At 62.8% G+C, this 16,683-nt stretch carries 15 protein-coding genes; 9 read left to right on the top strand and 6 right to left on the bottom strand.

Annotated features, from left to right (window positions below; all coding sequences use genetic code 11):
- Positions 1–60: 60 nt before the first annotated feature.
- A complete protein-coding gene (gene accA, locus HF027_RS06275; protein WP_168013952.1) occupies positions 61–1,014 on the top strand; it encodes an acetyl-CoA carboxylase carboxyl transferase subunit alpha in 954 nt (317 codons plus the stop codon).
- Positions 1,015–1,060: 46 nt separating this feature from the next.
- The gene (gene tilS / locus HF027_RS06270; RefSeq protein ID WP_168013950.1) at positions 1,061–2,344 is read left to right on the top strand and encodes a tRNA lysidine(34) synthetase TilS; all 1,284 of its coding nucleotides are present in this window, start codon (positions 1,061–1,063) and stop codon (positions 2,342–2,344) included.
- 57 nt (positions 2,345–2,401) lie between these two features.
- On the opposite strand, the gene ppx is transcribed toward tilS, so the two are convergent.
- Positions 2,402–3,949, bottom strand: coding sequence for an exopolyphosphatase (ppx, locus tag HF027_RS06265; RefSeq protein ID WP_168013948.1), 1,548 nt, complete (start codon positions 3,947–3,949; stop codon positions 2,402–2,404).
- Between the two features lie 464 nt (positions 3,950–4,413).
- On the opposite strand from ppx, the gene rho reads away from it, so the two are divergent.
- The 7 genes from rho (at position 4,414) to HF027_RS06235 (ending at position 11,468) form a co-directional block, all read left to right on the top strand.
- The gene (rho, locus tag HF027_RS06260; protein ID WP_136255568.1) at positions 4,414–5,673 is read left to right on the top strand and encodes a transcription termination factor Rho; all 1,260 of its coding nucleotides are present in this window, start codon (positions 4,414–4,416) and stop codon (positions 5,671–5,673) included.
- A gap of 190 nt (positions 5,674–5,863) precedes the next feature.
- Positions 5,864–7,357, top strand: a complete 1,494-nt coding sequence (ubiD, locus tag HF027_RS06255; RefSeq protein WP_168013946.1) for a 4-hydroxy-3-polyprenylbenzoate decarboxylase — start codon at positions 5,864–5,866, stop codon at positions 7,355–7,357.
- A gap of 60 nt (positions 7,358–7,417) precedes the next feature.
- Positions 7,418–8,203 carry an NAD(P)H-flavin reductase gene (locus HF027_RS06250; RefSeq protein WP_168013944.1) on the top strand — a complete coding sequence of 262 codons (786 nt, stop codon included), beginning with the start codon at positions 7,418–7,420 and terminating at the stop codon, positions 8,201–8,203.
- A complete protein-coding gene (gene folM, locus HF027_RS06245) occupies positions 8,200–8,913 on the top strand; it encodes a dihydromonapterin reductase (protein ID WP_168013942.1) in 714 nt (237 codons plus the stop codon). The genes HF027_RS06250 and folM overlap by 4 nt, the downstream gene beginning before the upstream one ends.
- A gap of 39 nt (positions 8,914–8,952) precedes the next feature.
- On the top strand, positions 8,953–9,078 hold the full coding sequence (locus HF027_RS15745; protein WP_280730172.1) for a hypothetical protein: 126 nt from the start codon (positions 8,953–8,955) through the stop codon (positions 9,076–9,078).
- Between the two features lie 700 nt (positions 9,079–9,778).
- Positions 9,779–10,927: a 3-deoxy-7-phosphoheptulonate synthase gene (locus HF027_RS06240; protein ID WP_168013940.1), complete on the top strand. Its 1,149-nt coding sequence runs from the start codon at positions 9,779–9,781 to the stop codon at positions 10,925–10,927.
- A gap of 25 nt (positions 10,928–10,952) precedes the next feature.
- Positions 10,953–11,468, top strand: coding sequence for a DUF3087 family protein (locus HF027_RS06235; protein ID WP_168013938.1), 516 nt, complete (start codon positions 10,953–10,955; stop codon positions 11,466–11,468).
- A gap of 149 nt (positions 11,469–11,617) precedes the next feature.
- On the opposite strand, the gene ppk1 is transcribed toward HF027_RS06235, so the two are convergent.
- The 5 genes from ppk1 to tatA form a co-directional block, all read right to left on the bottom strand.
- Positions 11,618–13,825 (bottom strand): polyphosphate kinase 1, encoded by a 2,208-nt coding sequence (gene ppk1, locus HF027_RS06230; protein ID WP_168013936.1) that lies wholly within the window; start codon positions 13,823–13,825, stop codon positions 11,618–11,620.
- 46 nt (positions 13,826–13,871) lie between these two features.
- Positions 13,872–14,876, bottom strand: a complete 1,005-nt coding sequence (gene hemB / locus HF027_RS06225) for a porphobilinogen synthase (RefSeq protein ID WP_168013934.1) — start codon at positions 14,874–14,876, stop codon at positions 13,872–13,874.
- Positions 14,877–15,145: 269 nt separating this feature from the next.
- A complete protein-coding gene (gene tatC / locus HF027_RS06220; RefSeq protein ID WP_168013932.1) occupies positions 15,146–15,952 on the bottom strand; it encodes a twin-arginine translocase subunit TatC in 807 nt (268 codons plus the stop codon).
- Positions 15,949–16,380, bottom strand: a complete 432-nt coding sequence (tatB, locus tag HF027_RS06215) for a Sec-independent protein translocase protein TatB (RefSeq protein ID WP_168013930.1) — start codon at positions 16,378–16,380, stop codon at positions 15,949–15,951. Before tatB ends, tatC begins: the two co-directional genes overlap by 4 nt.
- 6 nt (positions 16,381–16,386) lie before the next feature.
- Positions 16,387–16,653 carry a Sec-independent protein translocase subunit TatA gene (tatA, locus tag HF027_RS06210; protein WP_168013928.1) on the bottom strand — a complete coding sequence of 89 codons (267 nt, stop codon included), beginning with the start codon at positions 16,651–16,653 and terminating at the stop codon, positions 16,387–16,389.
- Positions 16,654–16,683 lie beyond the last annotated feature (30 nt).

Below are 16,683 nucleotides of genomic sequence, written 5' to 3'. Positions count from 1 at the left end.
TATGTTTTCCGCGACAGCCGTGGCCTCCAGGCTGCCCCGATTGCTAACAAGCTGAAGCCTATGAACCCCAATTATCTGGATTTCGAACAGCCCATTGCCGAGTTGCAGGCGAAGATCGAGGAACTGCGGCTGGTCGGCAACGACAGCAAGATCAATATCAATGAAGAGGTGGCCAAGCTCCAGGAGAAGAGCAAGAAGCTCACCGAGTCGATCTTCAAGGATCTTTCGGCCTGGCAGGTGTCACAGCTGTCGCGTCATCCGCAGCGCCCCTACACCCTCGATTACCTCGAGCACGTTTTTACCGACTTCGACGAATTGCACGGCGATCGTCATTTCGCCGACGATGCGGCGCTGGTTGGCGGTGTGGCCCGTCTCGACGACAAGCCGGTAATGGTCATCGGTCATCAGAAGGGGCGTGACGTCAAGGAAAAGGTGCGTCGCAATTTCGGCATGCCGCGCCCTGAAGGTTATCGCAAGGCGTGCCGCCTGATGGAAATGGCCGAGCGCTTCAAGATGCCGGTGCTGACCTTTATCGATACGCCAGGCGCCTATCCGGGTATCGATGCCGAGGAGCGCGGCCAGTCCGAGGCCATCGCCTACAATCTCGCGGTGATGTCGCGGCTCAAGACGCCGATCATTTCCACCGTGGTCGGCGAGGGTGGTTCTGGCGGTGCGCTGGCGATAGGCGTTTGCGACGAGTTGCAGATGCTGCAGTACTCCACCTATTCGGTGATCTCGCCGGAAGGCTGCGCCTCCATTCTGTGGAAGAGTTCCGACCGCGCCTCTGAAGCCGCCCATGCCATGGGCATCACCGCCGAGCGGCTGCAGGAACTCGGCTTCGTCGATACCCTGATCAAGGAGCCGCTGGGGGGGGCGCATCGTCATCCTGTACAAGCCTCCGAGCGGATCAAGGCCTCGTTGATCGAGAGCCTCGATCGCCTGAACGGCCTGGATACCGATGCTCTCCTCGAGCGGCGCTATGAGCGCCTGATGAGCTACGGCGCCCCGGTCTGATCTCGTCAGGGGCCTTGCGGCGTGCGAAGCGGCGGTGGAACCCCCTATGGTCAATGACGTGCAAGCCTTGATTGATGACGCCCTGGCGGAGACCCCGCCGGGGCGTCGCGTTTGGGTGGCGCTTTCCGGCGGGCTCGACTCGAGCCTGCTGCTGACCCTGGCCGCCCGGGCAGCGCACCGTCATCCTCGCCCGCTTTACGCCCTGCACGTCGACCACGGCCTGCAGGACGCGTCATGCGCGTTTGTGGAACACTGCCGACGTCTCTGTGCACACCTTGGTGTGCCGTTGTTCATCGAACGGGTCTGCGTCGACGCGGCGAGCGGCCGGGGACTCGAGGCCGCCGCCCGTGAGGCGCGCTACGCGGCCTTTTCCTCGCGGCTTGGTTCGGGCGATACCCTTTGGCTCGCCCAGCATCGTCGCGACCAGGCCGAGACCTTCCTGCTGGCCGCCCTGCGGGGTAGCGGCGTGCGCGGGCTGGGGGCAATGCCCAGGGGCCGCGATTGGGCCGGCCTGTGCGTGGTTCGCCCGCTGCGTGATCTGTCTCGGGCGCAGCTCATGCGTGAGGCCGAGGCAATGGGGCTTGAGTGGGTCGAGGACCCGAGCAATCAGAATGAAGGGTTGGACCGTAATTTCCTGCGCCGGCAGGTGCTGCCACTGCTCGAGTCCCGCTGGTCAGCTGCCGAGGCGAGTCTGGCGAAGAGTGCCTCGCTCGCCGGCGAAGCGGATAGCCTTCTCGGTGAACTGGCGGCGCTGGATCTGGCCGCCTGCGGTGATACCCCTGACCGGTTAGCGCTGCCGGTGCTGCGCGCATTAAGCGCGCCGCGTCGGCGCCTGCTGATCCGCTATGCCTGCCAGCGCCTGGCATTGCCCACCCCGCCGGCAGGGCGTTTGTCGGCCCTCGATGAGCAGCTTACCGCCCAGCGTGATGCTCAGGTGCATGTGGCGTGGCCAGGCGCAGAGGCGCGCTGCTGGCGCGAGGTGCTTTATCTGCAGCCGCCAGCCGTTGACCTGCCGCTGGAGTGGCAGGCCGAGTGGGACGGACAGGCAGGGTTGGCATCACCGCTTGGGCAGCATGGAATGCGTCTTGAGGGGGGGAGCGGTTGCTATCAGGTGTGTCCACGCCAGGGTGGCGAGGTGCTACGGCTGGCCGGGCGAGGTCGGCGCGACCTCAAGCGCCTTCTGCAGGAAGCAGGCGTTCCGCCCTGGCAGCGCCAGGCGCTTCTGGTGGTGTGGGACGCAGACACGGTGGCGGCGGTGTTCGAGCCCCGAGCGCCTGCCGTGCTGGCGGCGTCACAGGGCTATTCGGCCAAGGCCTGGTCAGCCGAATAGCGTCGGGAGACGGCTAAAGGGATAGGCCTTAAAAGCGCCACCGGACGCCTCTGGCACCTAGGCGGTGACGGTGTCCAATGTCTCGATGGTAAGCGTAAAGCCTGCCGAGCGCTGGTATTCCTGCTCCTGCTCCAGATCATTGACCAGTAGCGCCTGCTCGGCGAGCTCGGGACTCAGCGACAGCGACAACTGCTCGCCATCGGCGGTGAGGCGAAAGTCGGTCGGGGGCTGCTCGGGGCGAGAGTGGTTGAGGATGACGGCCAGGCGCAGCAGTCTTGCCAGGCGACCCAGCGTCGGTCGAACCGAGGCGGGCAGTGCATCAAGCTCCTTGAGCGGAAACTTGCGACGGTGGGCGCGTACCAGGAAGGCCAGTGCCTGCTGCTCGGGGCGTGACAGTCCGGCAAGATCGGAGTGTGCCAGCAAGTAAGCACCGTGGCGATGGAACTGGCTGTGTGAGATGACAAGGCCGATTTCGTGCAGCTGGGCGGCCCAGTCGAGAAATTGGGCGTTGCTGGCGCTCAGCTGCCAGGCAGCCCCCACCTGTGACAGGCACTGACGGGCGCTGGCGGCGACCTGGTCGGCCTGACGCGGGTCGATCTGATAGCGCCGGCGCAGCCCCTCGAGGGTCTGCAGGCGCGAGTCCTCGGCGGTGTTACGGCCGATCATGTCATAGAGCACCCCTTCGCGCAGGGCGCCGTCGGAATAGCGCATCTGCTCGAGCCCAAAGGCCTCGAAGACCGCCGAGAGAATGGCGATACCGGCGGGAAAGACACTGGCGCGGTCTTCCTTGAGCCCGTCCATCGCGACCTTGTCGAGGCGCTTCATCTTGATCAGGCGCTTGCGCAGCGCGCTTAGCCCCTTGCGATCGATGATGCCTTCTGTGCCCTGGCCGCTGGCGGCCAGTACGGCGGCGGCGGCCTTGATGGTGCCGCTGGAACCGACCGGGTCGGCCCAGCCGAGTTCCTCGAAGGGGCGGCGAATGTTGGCAAGCTCAGACAAGGCGGCAAGCTCTGCCTTGCGGAAGCGTTTTTCGGTGATCTCGCCGTCGGCGAAGAAGCGCTTGGTGAAGGTCACGCAACCCATTTCGAGGCTCTCGAGCGCCAGGGGTTCGAAGTGCTCGCCAATAATGAACTCGGTCGAGCCGCCGCCGATGTCGACGATCAGGCGGCGGCCGTGCACTTCAGCAAGGGCATGGGCCGCGCCGAGATAGATCAGGCGAGCTTCCTCGCGCCCGGCGATGATCTCGATGTCTTGACCCAGCAGCGCCTCGGCACGCTCGATCAACACCTGGCTGTTGGTGGCGGCACGCAGCGCGTTGGTGCCGACCACCCGCAGCTGGGTGTTGGGCGTTTCCTCGAGAAAGGGCGCGAAGCGGGCCAGGCAATCCAGCGCGCGCTGCATGGCGTCTTCGGTCAGGGCACCTTCATCATCAAGACCGGCCCCCAGCTGGACTTTCTCGCCGAGCTTGGCAACGACTTGAAGCTGTCCGTCGACCTGATTGGCGACCAATAGATGAAAGCTGTTGGAGCCCAGATCGATAGCGGCCAGACGCTGGGGTGAGGCCGCGCTGTCTGGCGTATCGCCGAAGCCTGGATGGTTGCTCATGGGGGATCCCTTGGCGTTGCTTGGCCTCAAGGTTGCGTCTCGCTTCCGGGGTTGTCAATTGCTTACATGGCGGGTGATATCACGGGGGGCTTGCGTTTGCCGATTCGCTTGACTAACATCGAATCGTTCGCCTGTTCCGAATACTTCCCGACTGCTTCACGGTGACCGCCAACGGCATCTCACGCCGCGGTCAGACTCCAAGTCGTCAGTCAGCCCGCTGATTCCTCGCGATGACGCTTCGCCATCATGACTAGCTATTCAGGCGACACGAATACGGCTACATGAACAGCGCTTCCCTCTAGTTCGATATCGTCCCAGGCTTCCCCGCAAGCAACGGGCGGCTGATTATATATCGAGAGTGGATGATCCAGGGCTCTGAACGCACCACGCGGCGCATTGTTACCGCCTCCTGTCGTTTCCCGGCTTCGTTGCCACGCTGACACGAGCTATTTCTGATCAAACCGATGAATCTTACCGAACTCAAGCAAAAGACCGTGCCGGAACTGCTGGATATCGCCCAGGAAATGGGTATCGATAATCTGGCCCGTTCGCGCAAGCAGGACATCATCTTCGCCATCCTCAAGAAACACGCCAAGAGCGGCGAGGACATCCACGGAGATGGTGTGCTGGAGATTCTCCAGGATGGCTTCGGCTTTCTGCGCAGCGCTGACTCTTCCTACCTCGCCGGTCCCGATGACATCTATGTCTCGCCGTCCCAGATCCGTCGCTTCAACCTGCGCAAGGGTGACTCGATTGCCGGCAAGATTCGTCCGCCCAAGGAAGGAGAGCGTTACTTCGCCCTCTTGAAGGTCAGCGAGATCAACCTTGATCGGCCGGAGAACGCCAAGCACAAGATCCTGTTCGAGAACCTGACACCGCTGTTCCCTCAGGAACGCATGTTCATGGAAATCGGCAACGGGTCTACCGAGGATCTGACGTCGCGCATCATCGATCTGACGGCGCCCATCGGCAAGGGCCAACGCGGCCTGATCGTCTCGCCCCCCAAGGCGGGCAAGACGCTGATGCTGCAGAACATTGCCACCTCGATTACCCGCAATAACCCCGAGTGCCATCTGATTGTGCTGTTGATCGATGAGCGCCCCGAGGAAGTGACCGAGATGTCGCGCACCGTGCGCGGTGAGGTGGTGGCCTCGACCTTCGATGAGCCGCCGGCCCGCCACGTGCAGGTCGCGGAGATGGTCATCGAGAAGGCCAAGCGACTGGTCGAGCACAAGCGCGATGTGGTGATTCTGCTCGATTCCATCACCCGTCTGGCCCGGGCCTATAACACCGTGGTGCCGTCTTCCGGCAAGGTGTTGACCGGTGGTGTCGATGCTCACGCCCTCGAGAAGCCCAAGCGCTTCTTCGGCGCCGCGCGCAACATCGAGGAAGGCGGCAGCCTGACCATCCTCGCCACGGCGCTGGTCGATACCGGCTCCAAGATGGACGAGGTGATCTTCGAGGAGTTCAAGGGCACCGGTAACATGGAAGCCCATCTCGACCGCAAGCTTGCCGAGAAGCGCGTCTACCCGGCGATGAACATTCGTCGCTCGGGCACCCGCCGCGAGGACCTGATCGCCTCCGAGGATGAAATGCAGCGCATGTGGATCCTGCGCAAGCTGCTCAATCCGATGGATGATGTGGCGGCGACCGAGTTCTTGATCGATCGCCTGAAGGATTCCAAGACCAACCTCGAATTCTTCGAGGCCATGAAGCGGCGCTGATGCGAGTCTGCTGCACGTGACGATAGGGCGTTGAAAAATCGGCCGGTGTGCCGGCCCAGCCAGGCGGCACGCCAGCTTGCGTAGACGCCGCCACGCCGATGTGGTTCAGCGTACGCCACGATCTGTTAATGAGCCCGAGGGGCGGCATGCTATGCTGCCCTTTTTGTCGTTTTGGGAGCGCAAAAACCGCATGAAGTATAAGGACTTGCGTGAGTTCATCGCTGCCCTGGAGGCGCAAGGGGAGCTTCAGCGTGTGACGGCCGAGGTGGACCCCTACCTCGAGATCACCGAAATCTGTGACCGTACCCTCAAGGCCGGCGGGCCGGCGCTCCTGTTCGAGAACGTCAAGGGTCACGACATGCCGTTGCTCGGCAACCTGTTCGGCACGCCGCGCCGGGTGGCGCTGGGCATGGGGCAGGAATCGGTGACGGCGCTGCGCGAAGTCGGCAAGCTGCTGGCTTTCCTCAAGGAACCCGACCCGCCCAAGGGCTTTCGAGATGCCTGGGAGAAGCTGCCGATCTTCAAGCAGGTGATGAGCATGGGGCCCAAGGTGCTCCGCAAGGCGCCGGTGCAGGAGGTGGTGCTCGAAGGCGAGGCGGTCGATCTCGACCGTATTCCCATTCAGCACTGCTGGCCCGGTGATGCCGCACCGCTGGTCACCTGGGCGCTGGTCGTCACCAAGGGGCCCCACAAGGAGCGCCAGAATCTCGGCATCTATCGCCAGCAGAAACTCGGCAAGAATCGCCTGATCATGCGCTGGCTCTCGCATCGCGGCGGCGCGCTGGATTTCCAGGAGTGGCAGGCCGCCCATCCGGGCGAGCCCTTCCCGGTCGCGGTGGCGCTGGGCGCCGACCCGGCCACCATTCTCGGGGCGGTGACACCGGTGCCGGATACGCTCTCGGAGTATGCCTTTGCCGGGCTGCTGCGGGGTTCGCGCACCGAGCTCGTGAAGTGCGGCCATGCCGATCTTCAGGTGCCGGCCTCCAGCGAGATCATCCTCGAGGGCTTCATCTATCCCGATGACATGGCGCCCGAGGGCCCCTACGGCGATCACACCGGCTATTACAACGAGATCGAACATTTCCCGGTGTTCACCGTCGAGCGCATCACGCACCGCCGCGATCCCATCTATCACTCGACCTACACCGGTCGGCCGCCCGATGAGCCGGCGATCCTCGGCCTGGCTCTCAACGAGGTCTTCGTGCCGATCCTGCGCAAGCAGTTCCCGGAGATCGTCGATTTCTATCTGCCACCCGAAGGCTGTTCCTACCGCATGGCGGTAGTGACGATGAAGAAGCAGTACCCGGGGCATGCCAAGCGGGTGATGATGGGGGTATGGAGTTTTCTGCGCCAGTTCATGTACACCAAGTTTGTGGTGGTGCTCGATGACGATGTCGATGCGCGTAACTGGGAAGACGTGATATGGGCCATCACCACCCGCATGGACCCGGCGCGTGATACGGTGATGGTCGAAAATACGCCCATCGACTATCTGGACTTTGCCTCGCCCACCGCAGGACTTGGCTCCAAGATGGGCATGGACGCGACCAACAAGTGGCCCGGCGAGACCGATCGCGAGTGGGGCGAGCCGATCGTCATGGATGAAGCCGTCAAGACGCGGGTGGAGGATCGCTGGGCCGAGCTGGGAATCACCCTGCCGGTGGGCCCCGCTCCCCGCTCATGACTTACGCTCCTGACAACGCCCCACGCTCCTGACTTACGCTCCTGACCACGAGAGGCGCTTATGACCGCAAGGACTCTGACCTGCCAAGTGACGGCGGTGGAGGATCTCAATCCCGATGTTTTCCGGGTGCGCCTGGAAGGGCGTCCCGAGGCCATGGCGCATGCGCCGGGCCAGTACCTGGAGCTCGAGCTGGATGACGACACCTGGGTGCCGTTCTCGATCGCCAATGCGCATGCCGGTGATGGCGCCCTCGAGCTGCATATCCAGCATTGGCCCGAGCGCTCCAATTCGGCCCGCCTGCGCGAGCTCATGCAGCACGCCGCCCATTTGACCCTGCGCGTGCCGAGTGGCGATTGTGTGCTTGACCCCGACAGCCGCCGTCCTTTGCTGCTGGTGGCCGCCGGCACCGGCTTCGCTCAGATGAAGGCGATCATCGAGGCGGCGCTGCACGACGACCCCGAGCGCGAGATTGAGCTGTGGTGGGCGGCCAAGGAACGTCGCGAGTTCTATATGGAGAGCCAGGCGCGGGAGTGGGCCACCCGCTACCCGAACGTGAGCTTCCACGGGGTCAGCGAGCAGGGCATGAGCGACGACTTCGCGGCCCCGCATATCCAGGGGCATGTCGGTCGCATCGATGCGGCGCTGGGCGAGGTGCTGGACGATGTCGATGTCTCAGGCCATGACGTTTATCTGTCCGGCTCGCCGGGCATGGTTTACGCCTGCGTCGATGTGCTGGCCTCGCTGGGGCTCGAGCCTTCGCGGGTATTCTCCGATGTCTTCGCCTATGCGCCACGTGATCCGCTGGTGCCCACCGTGGGCAGCCTGGTAAGGGCCGGCGGGGCATGAGTGCGGCCCCGATCCTGATCACCGGTGGGGCTCAGCGGCTGGGGCGCCACTGTGCCGAACGGCTGATCGATGATGGCCATCCGGTGATTATCAGCTATCGTCGCGAGCGACCCGAACTCGAGGCCCTGCGTGCGAAGGGGATCGTGACCCTCTCGGCGGATTTCTCGAGCGAGGCGGGCATCCTCGACTTCATTGCGCGGCTCAAGGAGACGACGCCAAGGCTGCGGGCCATTGTCCACAACGCCAGCGACTGGGCCCCGGATAGTCGTGGCGATGAGGCGGGTGCCAACTTCGAGCGGTTGTTTCGAGTCCACATGCAGGCCCCTTATCTGATCAACCTGCATGCTCAGGCGCTGCTCGAGGCCGGTGATGAACCGCTTGCCGATATCGTGCACATGACCGACTTCGTGGCGGTCAAGGGCTCGAAGAAGCATGCGGCCTATGCGGCGACCAAGGCCGGGCTCGACAATCTGACGCTCTCGTTTGCTGCCATGTACGCGCCGCGTATCCAGGTCAACGGCATCGCGCCGGCGATGATCATGCTCAACGAAGGCGACGATGAGGCCTATGCCCAGAAGGCGCGGGCCAAGTCGGCGATGCAGATGATTCCCGGGCCTGGGGTGATCTACGATAGCCTCCGCTACCTGCTCGATAACCGCTTTGTCACCGGCGTGACCCTGCCGGTCGATGGCGGTCGGCACTTGCGCTAGACTCTGTCTAACCGCTGCTACTCATATTGCGAGGTGTCCATGGCAGAGCACGAACCGCACTTCAATGACGACTCGGGGTTTCTGAGCCTTTTTCTGGGTCTCGTCGTCGTGATTGGCATGGCCGCGTTGCCGGCAACCATCGGCTGGGTGCAGTATGTGGGTTAGGTTTGAGGCCAGTGGGTGGGGAAGGCTTCAGGGAAGGTCATTTTCCAGGCACTTGGTTTAGCTCTACACGCCCTGACAGGCTTGCCAAGCCAGTCAGGGCGTGTAGGATGATGTCAGGCACAAAGTGTGGTGTGACGTTCTTTTAATTCTCGACTTAAGTGTCGTCGCGCCAACCACCTAGCCATAAGACATGTTAGATCAGACATCGTTAACGACCGCCGGAGTCCCATGCCGCATATCTCGCTTGTATCCGCCACTTCTCGCTTCGCCCTCGCTGGCGACGTGCGGCGCGTGGGTGTTCGCAAGATCAATGGGGGATACGCTACCGGCGGCTGGCCCCGTTTCTGGAGCTATTGGTTTAGCGCCGGCGTGCCGGCAGCAGGGTCACACTGATCTTGCTGCGAGGTACGCCCCTTAAGGGTTGCCTCCGATGTCTTGAAACCCCCGGTCGGCAACCCGACCGGGGGTTTTCGTTAGTGGACTGTCTGCCATTCATATATCGGGCCATTGGCCCACGAGGAAGACACGCGATGTTCGACCGCAACCCAGCGTTTGCCATGACCCTCTCGCCCCGTTATCCGAGCGCGTATGGCTATTGGCGATTTAGCGACGCTCGGTCGGCACAACTCGCCACCTCCGACCGGCACACTCTTGGTGGCCACTCGACTCGACGCCAATCGCCTAGCCGGAGCCTTTCCCGATGAATGCCAGTCTTTCTCCCCTCGATACCCTTGCCGACGGTGCTGAACTCCATCACGCCGATAACAGTAAGCCTTCCACGCCCTCGCCGCAGGAGCCCGATTCTCAGGGCGAAACCGCGGCGGCCTTGACGGTTGAAGAGACCCCACTGCCGACGCCTGATGAACTGCGCAGCGATCTTCCGCTGTCGCCGATGCTTGCCAAGCGTGTCGAGGAGCAGCGTGAGGCGATTCGCGCCATTCTCGATGGCCGCGACGATCGCCTGCTGGTAGTGGTCGGGCCCTGCTCGATCCATGACCCCAGGTCGGCCCGCGAGTACGCTGAACACCTCGCCGCCTTGGCGCACCGGGTAGAGGATCGCCTGCTGCTGGTGATGCGGGTCTATGTCGAGAAGCCGCGAACCACTGTGGGCTGGAAGGGGCTCGCCTACGACCCCGGCCTCGAAGGGGCCGATGACATGGCGACAGGCCTTGCCCAATCCCGCGCCTTGATGCGCGAGATCGTCGAACTGGGGCTACCGGTTGCCACCGAGCTCCTGCAGCCGATGGTCGCGCCCTATCTCGATGACCTGCTTGCCTGGACGGCCATTGGTGCCCGCACCACCGAATCGCAGATCCATCGTGAACTGGCCAGCGGCCTGGGCGCGGTGGTCGGCTTCAAGAACGGCACCGATGGCGGTATCCAGGTAGCCATCGATGCCATTCGGGCCAGTGCACATCCGCATCATCATCCAGGCATTGCCAGTGACGGCCGCCCCGTGATGCGCCGCACACCAGGCAACCCTCACACCCATGTGGTGCTGCGTGGCGGGCATGGTGAGCCTAACTTCCGGGCGCCCGAGGTCGCGGCGTGTCGCCGGGCGCTCAAGGAAGCCGGACTCGCGGCGCGACTCATGGTGGATTGCAGTCATGCCAACTCGCGAAAGGACCATCGGCGTCAGGGCGAGGTGTTGTTCGATGTGTTGGATCAGCGCCTGAATGGCGATAACGCACTTTTCGGCGTGATGCTCGAGAGCCATCTCCACGAGGGCAAGCAGCCGTTGAAGCCGGACGCCTTGCGTTATGGCGTCTCGATCACTGATGCCTGCCTCGGCTGGGAGACCACCGAGCATCTGCTGCTGACCGCGGCCGAGCGCCTGCGCAATGCATGAGCCGTCTCACCATCAGGATACCTCCTTGGACTTTCGCTTCGAGGCCCATGACCCCGAGGCCTACCGCCGCCAGTCGCGGCGGGCGTCCATTGCCATGGCGGCCCTGTTTCTTGTGCTGGGGCTGTGTTTTTCTCAGCTGCTGACCTGGGCGTTCGGCTCGAGTGTCTGGCTCAATGCGCTGGGCGTGCTGCTTGGCTTGTTGATCACCAGCGGCCTGATTGCGGTACTCAAGGAGCGCCCCTTCATGGCACAAGTGCGCTATGGCTGGCGTCTCAAGCAGTCCTTGTCACGGGTCAGCGCCCACCTGCCGGCGCTGCGTCGAGCTCTCGCCGACGATGACCCGGCGGCACTCGAGGTATTGAGCTTCTATTATCAAGGTATCGCGGAACTGTCCCATCTCGATGGCCGTTCTCTGGACGATGACGGCGAGCGCCTCGCCGAACGCCTGGCGATACAGCAGCGGCGCCGGGAGGCCGGTCTGCCTGAGCGCGTCCCCGGTTTCGACGAGCGTCGCCTCAAGCAGGCACTCGACCAGGGCTGATGCCTCGTCCTTTTTAGCCTGACCTTTACGATGTAGCCTTCAGATCTAGCCATCAGGTCGAGCCATAAGATCGAACACGCAGACACCACAACGCCGGGCCCAGGCCCGGCGTTGTCGTGTTCGATCGCCCGAAGAGAGAAGAGGCGCCGTCAGGCCTTGGTGGCGTAGGCGTAGAGCAGCGTTTCCTGAACGCTGATCGGGGCGCTGTCGCCGACCTCCTGCTTGATGTAGCTGCCATCGGATTGCAGAAGCCAGCTTTGGCAGTTGTCGACTAGATAGGTCTCTAGGTCCTTGCGCACCCGGGCGGCAATTTTCTTGTCGAGGAAGGGAAAGCAGGTCTCGACCCGGTGAAACATGTTGCGGGCCATGAAGTCGGCGCTTGAGCCCCAGACTTCCGGCTTGCCGCCGTTGTGGAAGTAGAAGACCCGTGTGTGCTCGAGGAAGCGTCCGATCACCGAGCGCACCCGGATATTATCGGAAATGCCGGGGATGCCCGGGCGCAGGCAGCACATGCCGCGGATGATCAGGTCGCATTCGACGCCGGCCTGGGAGGCGCGGTAGAGGGCGCGGATCAGCTGCGGCTCGGTCAGCGAGTTGCACTTGATGATCAGGTGGCCGCGCTTGCCCTTCTCGGCATGCTTGGCCTCGCGATCGATCATCTCGACCATCTTCGGATGCAGCGTGAAGGGGGCGTGCAGCAGCGTTTCGATCTTGCGCGCCTGCCCCATGCCAGACAGCTGCTGGAAAACCTTGTGCACGTCCTCGCACAGCGTTGGATTGGCCGTCAGCAGGCTGTAATCGGTGTAGAGCTTGGCGGTCTTTGAGTGATAGTTGCCGGTGCCCAGGTGCGCGTAGTAGCGAAGATCGCCCTTTTCGCGGCGCACGATGTGGATCATCTTGGCGTGGGTCTTGTAGGCCATCACGCCGTAGATGACGATGGCGCCGGCTTCCTGCAGTCGCGAGGCAAGCGTCAGGTTGTCGGCTTCATCAAAGCGGGCGCGCAATTCGATCACCACCGTGACTTCCTTGCCGTTGCGCGCTGCTTCGACCAGGGCGCTGACGATCGGCGAGTCGGCACCGGTGCGATAAAGCGTCTGCTTGATGGCAAGCACCGCCGAGTCTCGAGCGGCCTCGGCGAGCAGGTCCTCGATCGGCTTGAAGGACTGGAAAGGGTGGTGCAGCAGGATGTCCTGATCACGGATGGCATCGAACAGGCTACCGCTCTTGTTCAAGGGCTTGGGCAGGCCTGGCGTGAAGGGGCGATAGCTTAGTTCGGGGCGGTCGACGTCGCCGAGCACCGCCATCATGCGCGTCAGGTTGACGGGGCCGTTGACCCGGTAGAGATCGCTTTCCTCGAGCTCGAACTGCTTGATCAGGAAGGCAGCCAGGTCATCGGGGCAGTTGTCGGCGACTTCCAGGCGCACGCCACTGCCGTAGCGTCTGGCCAACAGTTCGCCACGCAGCGCGGTGGCGAGATCCGAGACTTCCTCGGGATCGACGGCCAGGTCGGCATTGCGTGTCAGGCGAAACTGGTAGCAGCCGCGCACCTTCATGCCCGGGAAGACCTCCTGGGCATGGGCGTGGATCATCGAGGACAGGAATACATATTCGTCGAACCCTTCTGCACAGAGTCCATCAGGCAGGGCAATCACCCGTGGCAGCGAGCGCGGGGCCGGCAGAATGGCGAGGCCCCCCTCGCGTCCGAAGGCATCCTTGCCCTCCAGCTCGACGATGAAATTGAGGCTCTTGTTGACCAGTCGCGGGAAGGGGTGAGAGGGGTCCAGCCCGATCGGACTGATCACCGGCACGATCTCCTCATCGAAGTAGTCCTGCACCCAGTTGGCCTGCGCTTCATTCCAGTCGCTGCGGCGGCGAAAGCGCAGGCCCTTTTCTTCCAGCGCCGGGATCAGCTGCTCATTGAGTATCTGGTACTGGCGTTCGACCTGGGTATGGGCGACCTGGCTGATCTCGTCGAGGATCGAGCGCGGCAGGCGGCCGTCGGCACCGGTATCGTCGTTACCGAGCATCAGCTGATGCTTGAGGCCGGCGACACGAATCTCGAAGAACTCATCCATATTGGACGAGAAGATCAACAGAAACATGACCCGGTTGAGCAGCGGATGCGAGGTGTCGAGCGCCTGTTCGAGCACCCGGATGTTGAACTGCAGATGCGACAGCTCGCGGTTGAAGTACAGACGCGGATCACTGAGGTCGGCCTCGGGGTCCGGTACCACCTTGGCCTGGATGCCGGTGCGGGTCCGGTTGACGCGCAGCGGTGGGGCTTCGGCAGGGCCGGCCTCGTCGATCGCTGCCTCCGGTAGCGAGCTGCCGGTGTCAGGGGTGCGAGAGTCTTCCATCTTGCCTCCGGGAAGCCATGGAAGGGCGCTCGAGCCCTTCCGGTGATTAAGTGAGCAGTCTTGCCGCGCGTTTGGCGAAGTAGGTCAGAATGGCGTCGGCACCGGCACGCTTGAAGCACATCAGTGACTCAAGAATGACCTGGTCCTCTTCGAGCCAGCCCTTCTCGAAGGCCGCCATGTGCATGGCGTATTCGCCGCTGACCTGGTAGGCATAGGTCGGCACGCGCAGCTCATCCTTGACCCGCCGTACCACGTCCAGATAAGGCATGCCGGGCTTGATCATGACCATATCGGCACCTTCAGCGAGATCCAGGGCGACCTCGTGGAGCGCCTCGTCGCTGTTGGCGGGGTCCATCTGGTAGCTGGTCTTGTCGGCCTTGCCAAGATTGCTCGCCGACCCCACCGCATCGCGGAAGGGGCCGTAATAACGCGAGGCATACTTGGCGCTGTAGGCCATGATACGGGTGTTATGTAGCCGTTCCTGTTCAAGCACTTTACGGATCTCGCCGATGCGCCCGTCCATCATGTCCGAGGGGGCCACCACGTCGGCGCCCGCTTCGGCATGTGACAGGGCCTGCTTGAGCAGCACCTCGACGGTGCGATCATTCAGCACGTAGTCGTCGCCATCCAGGATGCCGTCCTGGCCATGGCTCGTGTAGGGGTCAAGCGCGACGTCGGTGATGATGCCAAGCGCCGGGCATGCCGCCTTGAGTTCGCGCACACAGCGTTGCACCAGGCCGTTGGCGTTGTAGGCCTCTTCGGCAAGCTCGCTCTTGAGCTCTGCATCGATCACCGGGAACAGCGCCAGCGCCGGAATGCCCAGCGCCTCGGCGTCGCGCGCTTCGTTGATCAGCAAATCGATCGACAGACGCTCGACACCGGGCATCGAGGGCACGGCTTCGCGTCGATTGCTGCCTTCGAGCACGAATACCGGCCAGATCAAGTCGGCCGGGGTCAGGGTGTTTTCAGCCATCAGGCGGCGCGAGAAGTCGTCCTTGCGCATGCGGCGCAGTCGGGTGCCGGGATACTGGCGAGAAGTGGTGAAGCTCAAGATCTATCTCCAGTCAGGGCCCGCCATTGGTGCCTGATTCCTTGGACCTCATGGTGACAGGCGATAATGACGGTCAGATGACAGCGGGGGTTAGTGAAGGCAAGCGCCCGTCCATTTCCCTCGAGTATATGCAGTGTGAGTCGGTGCCGGAAGCGTTGGCTTGTCGCACCCGCAAGACGCGAGCGTCACCCTCAAGGGAAGACGTGCGGATAATGCAAAAAACCCCGCATAAGCGGGGTTTTCAAGATGAACGGCCGAGCCGTGACGCCTCAGGCGTCGTCATCCGCCGGGCGGGGCGTGCGCTTGACCAAGCGTCCAAACAGGATGCCGACCTCGTAGAGCAGATACATCGGTACGGCAAGCAGGCTTTGGGAGATCACATCCGGCGGGGTCATCAGCATGCCGACCACGAAGCAGCCCAGCACCACATAGGGGCGCTTCTTCGAGAGGCTTTCCACCGTGGTGGCGCCGGAAAAGATCATCAGGAAGGTGGCGATGGGAATCTCGAAGGCGATGCCGAAGGCGAAGAACAGCTTGAGCACGAAGTTCAGGTACTGGTTGATGTCGGTCATCACCGCGACGTCGGCAGGCCCCGTCTGGGTGAAGAACTCGAACAGCAGCGGAAAGACCACGTAATAGGCAAAGGCCGCGCCGCCATAAAAGAGCGCTACGCTCGATACCAGGAGGGGGATGGCGAGGCGTTTCTCGTTGTCGTAGAGACCGGGGGCGATGAAGGCCCAGGCCTGATGCAGCACGAAGGGCACGGCGATGAATACCGCCACCACCAGCGTCAGCTTGAAGGGGGCCAGAAAGGGCGATGCAACCTCGGTCGCAATCATCTGCGAGCCTTCCGGCAGCAGCGCCATCAAGGGTTGCGCGACGAAGGTGTAGATGTCGTTGGAGAAGGCATACAGCGACAGGAAGATGGCCAGGATCACGACCACCGCACGCACCAGGCGCGAGCGCAACTCGATCAGATGCTCGATGAGCGGCGCCTGGCGGGTATCATGGCCGCTGTTCTGATTGTCTTGAGGCGGACCTTGTGTGGGTTCCTGCGGGTCGGGAGTGGCGCTCATCGGGGATGTTGATCCTTGTCACTTGTCGCGGACGCCTCGTGCTGGGTCTCTGATGTGGCCGAAGCCTCTTCACGGCGCTTGGCCAGTGCGTCGTCCAGGCGAGCCCGGTCGTCAGTCTGCTGAGGGCTGGCCTTGTCCTGCGTGGCCTTGTCTTGCGTGGCAGTGTCAGCGTCGCCGTAGCGCTCGACGCCTTGCTTGGCCTTCTGCAGGCTGGCATCGAGCTTTTTCTGTTGTTCGTCGAGCTTCTGACGCAGCTCCTCGGCCTCGAGCTGCGCGGAGATATCCCGCTGCATGCCCGAGACCGTGCGCTTGATCTTGCCGATCCACAGGCCGACGGTACGCGCTGCCTTGGGCAGGCGCTCAGGACCGAGCACCAAGAGGCCGACCACGCCGATGATCAGCAGTTCGAGAAAACCGATATCGAACATGGGCGGTTACTTGCGCTCTTCCGATTCCTGCTTCTTGTTCTCGGCTTCGACGTGGTAGGTCTTGCCGGTCTCGTCGTGGGCGACTCGCTGCTGGGTCGCGTCTTCTTCCTGCTTCTCGTCTTCGGTCTTCTCGCCATCATTCATGGCTTTCTTGAAGCCTTTTACGGCGCCCCCCAGATCTCCACCGACATTGCGCAGTTTCTTGGTACCAAAGACCAAGATGATAATGCCGAGCACGATCAAGAGTTGCCAGATACTGATGCCACCTAACATGGAGTCTCTCCCTTCAATGGGCCCTTGGGC

It is taken from the genome of Halomonas salinarum (assembly GCF_012062845.1).
Lineage (GTDB): Bacteria > Pseudomonadota > Gammaproteobacteria > Pseudomonadales > Halomonadaceae > Onishia > Onishia salinarum.
Note: the sequence above shows the minus strand (reverse complement) of the source record. Positions and strands in the feature narration are given on the sequence as shown.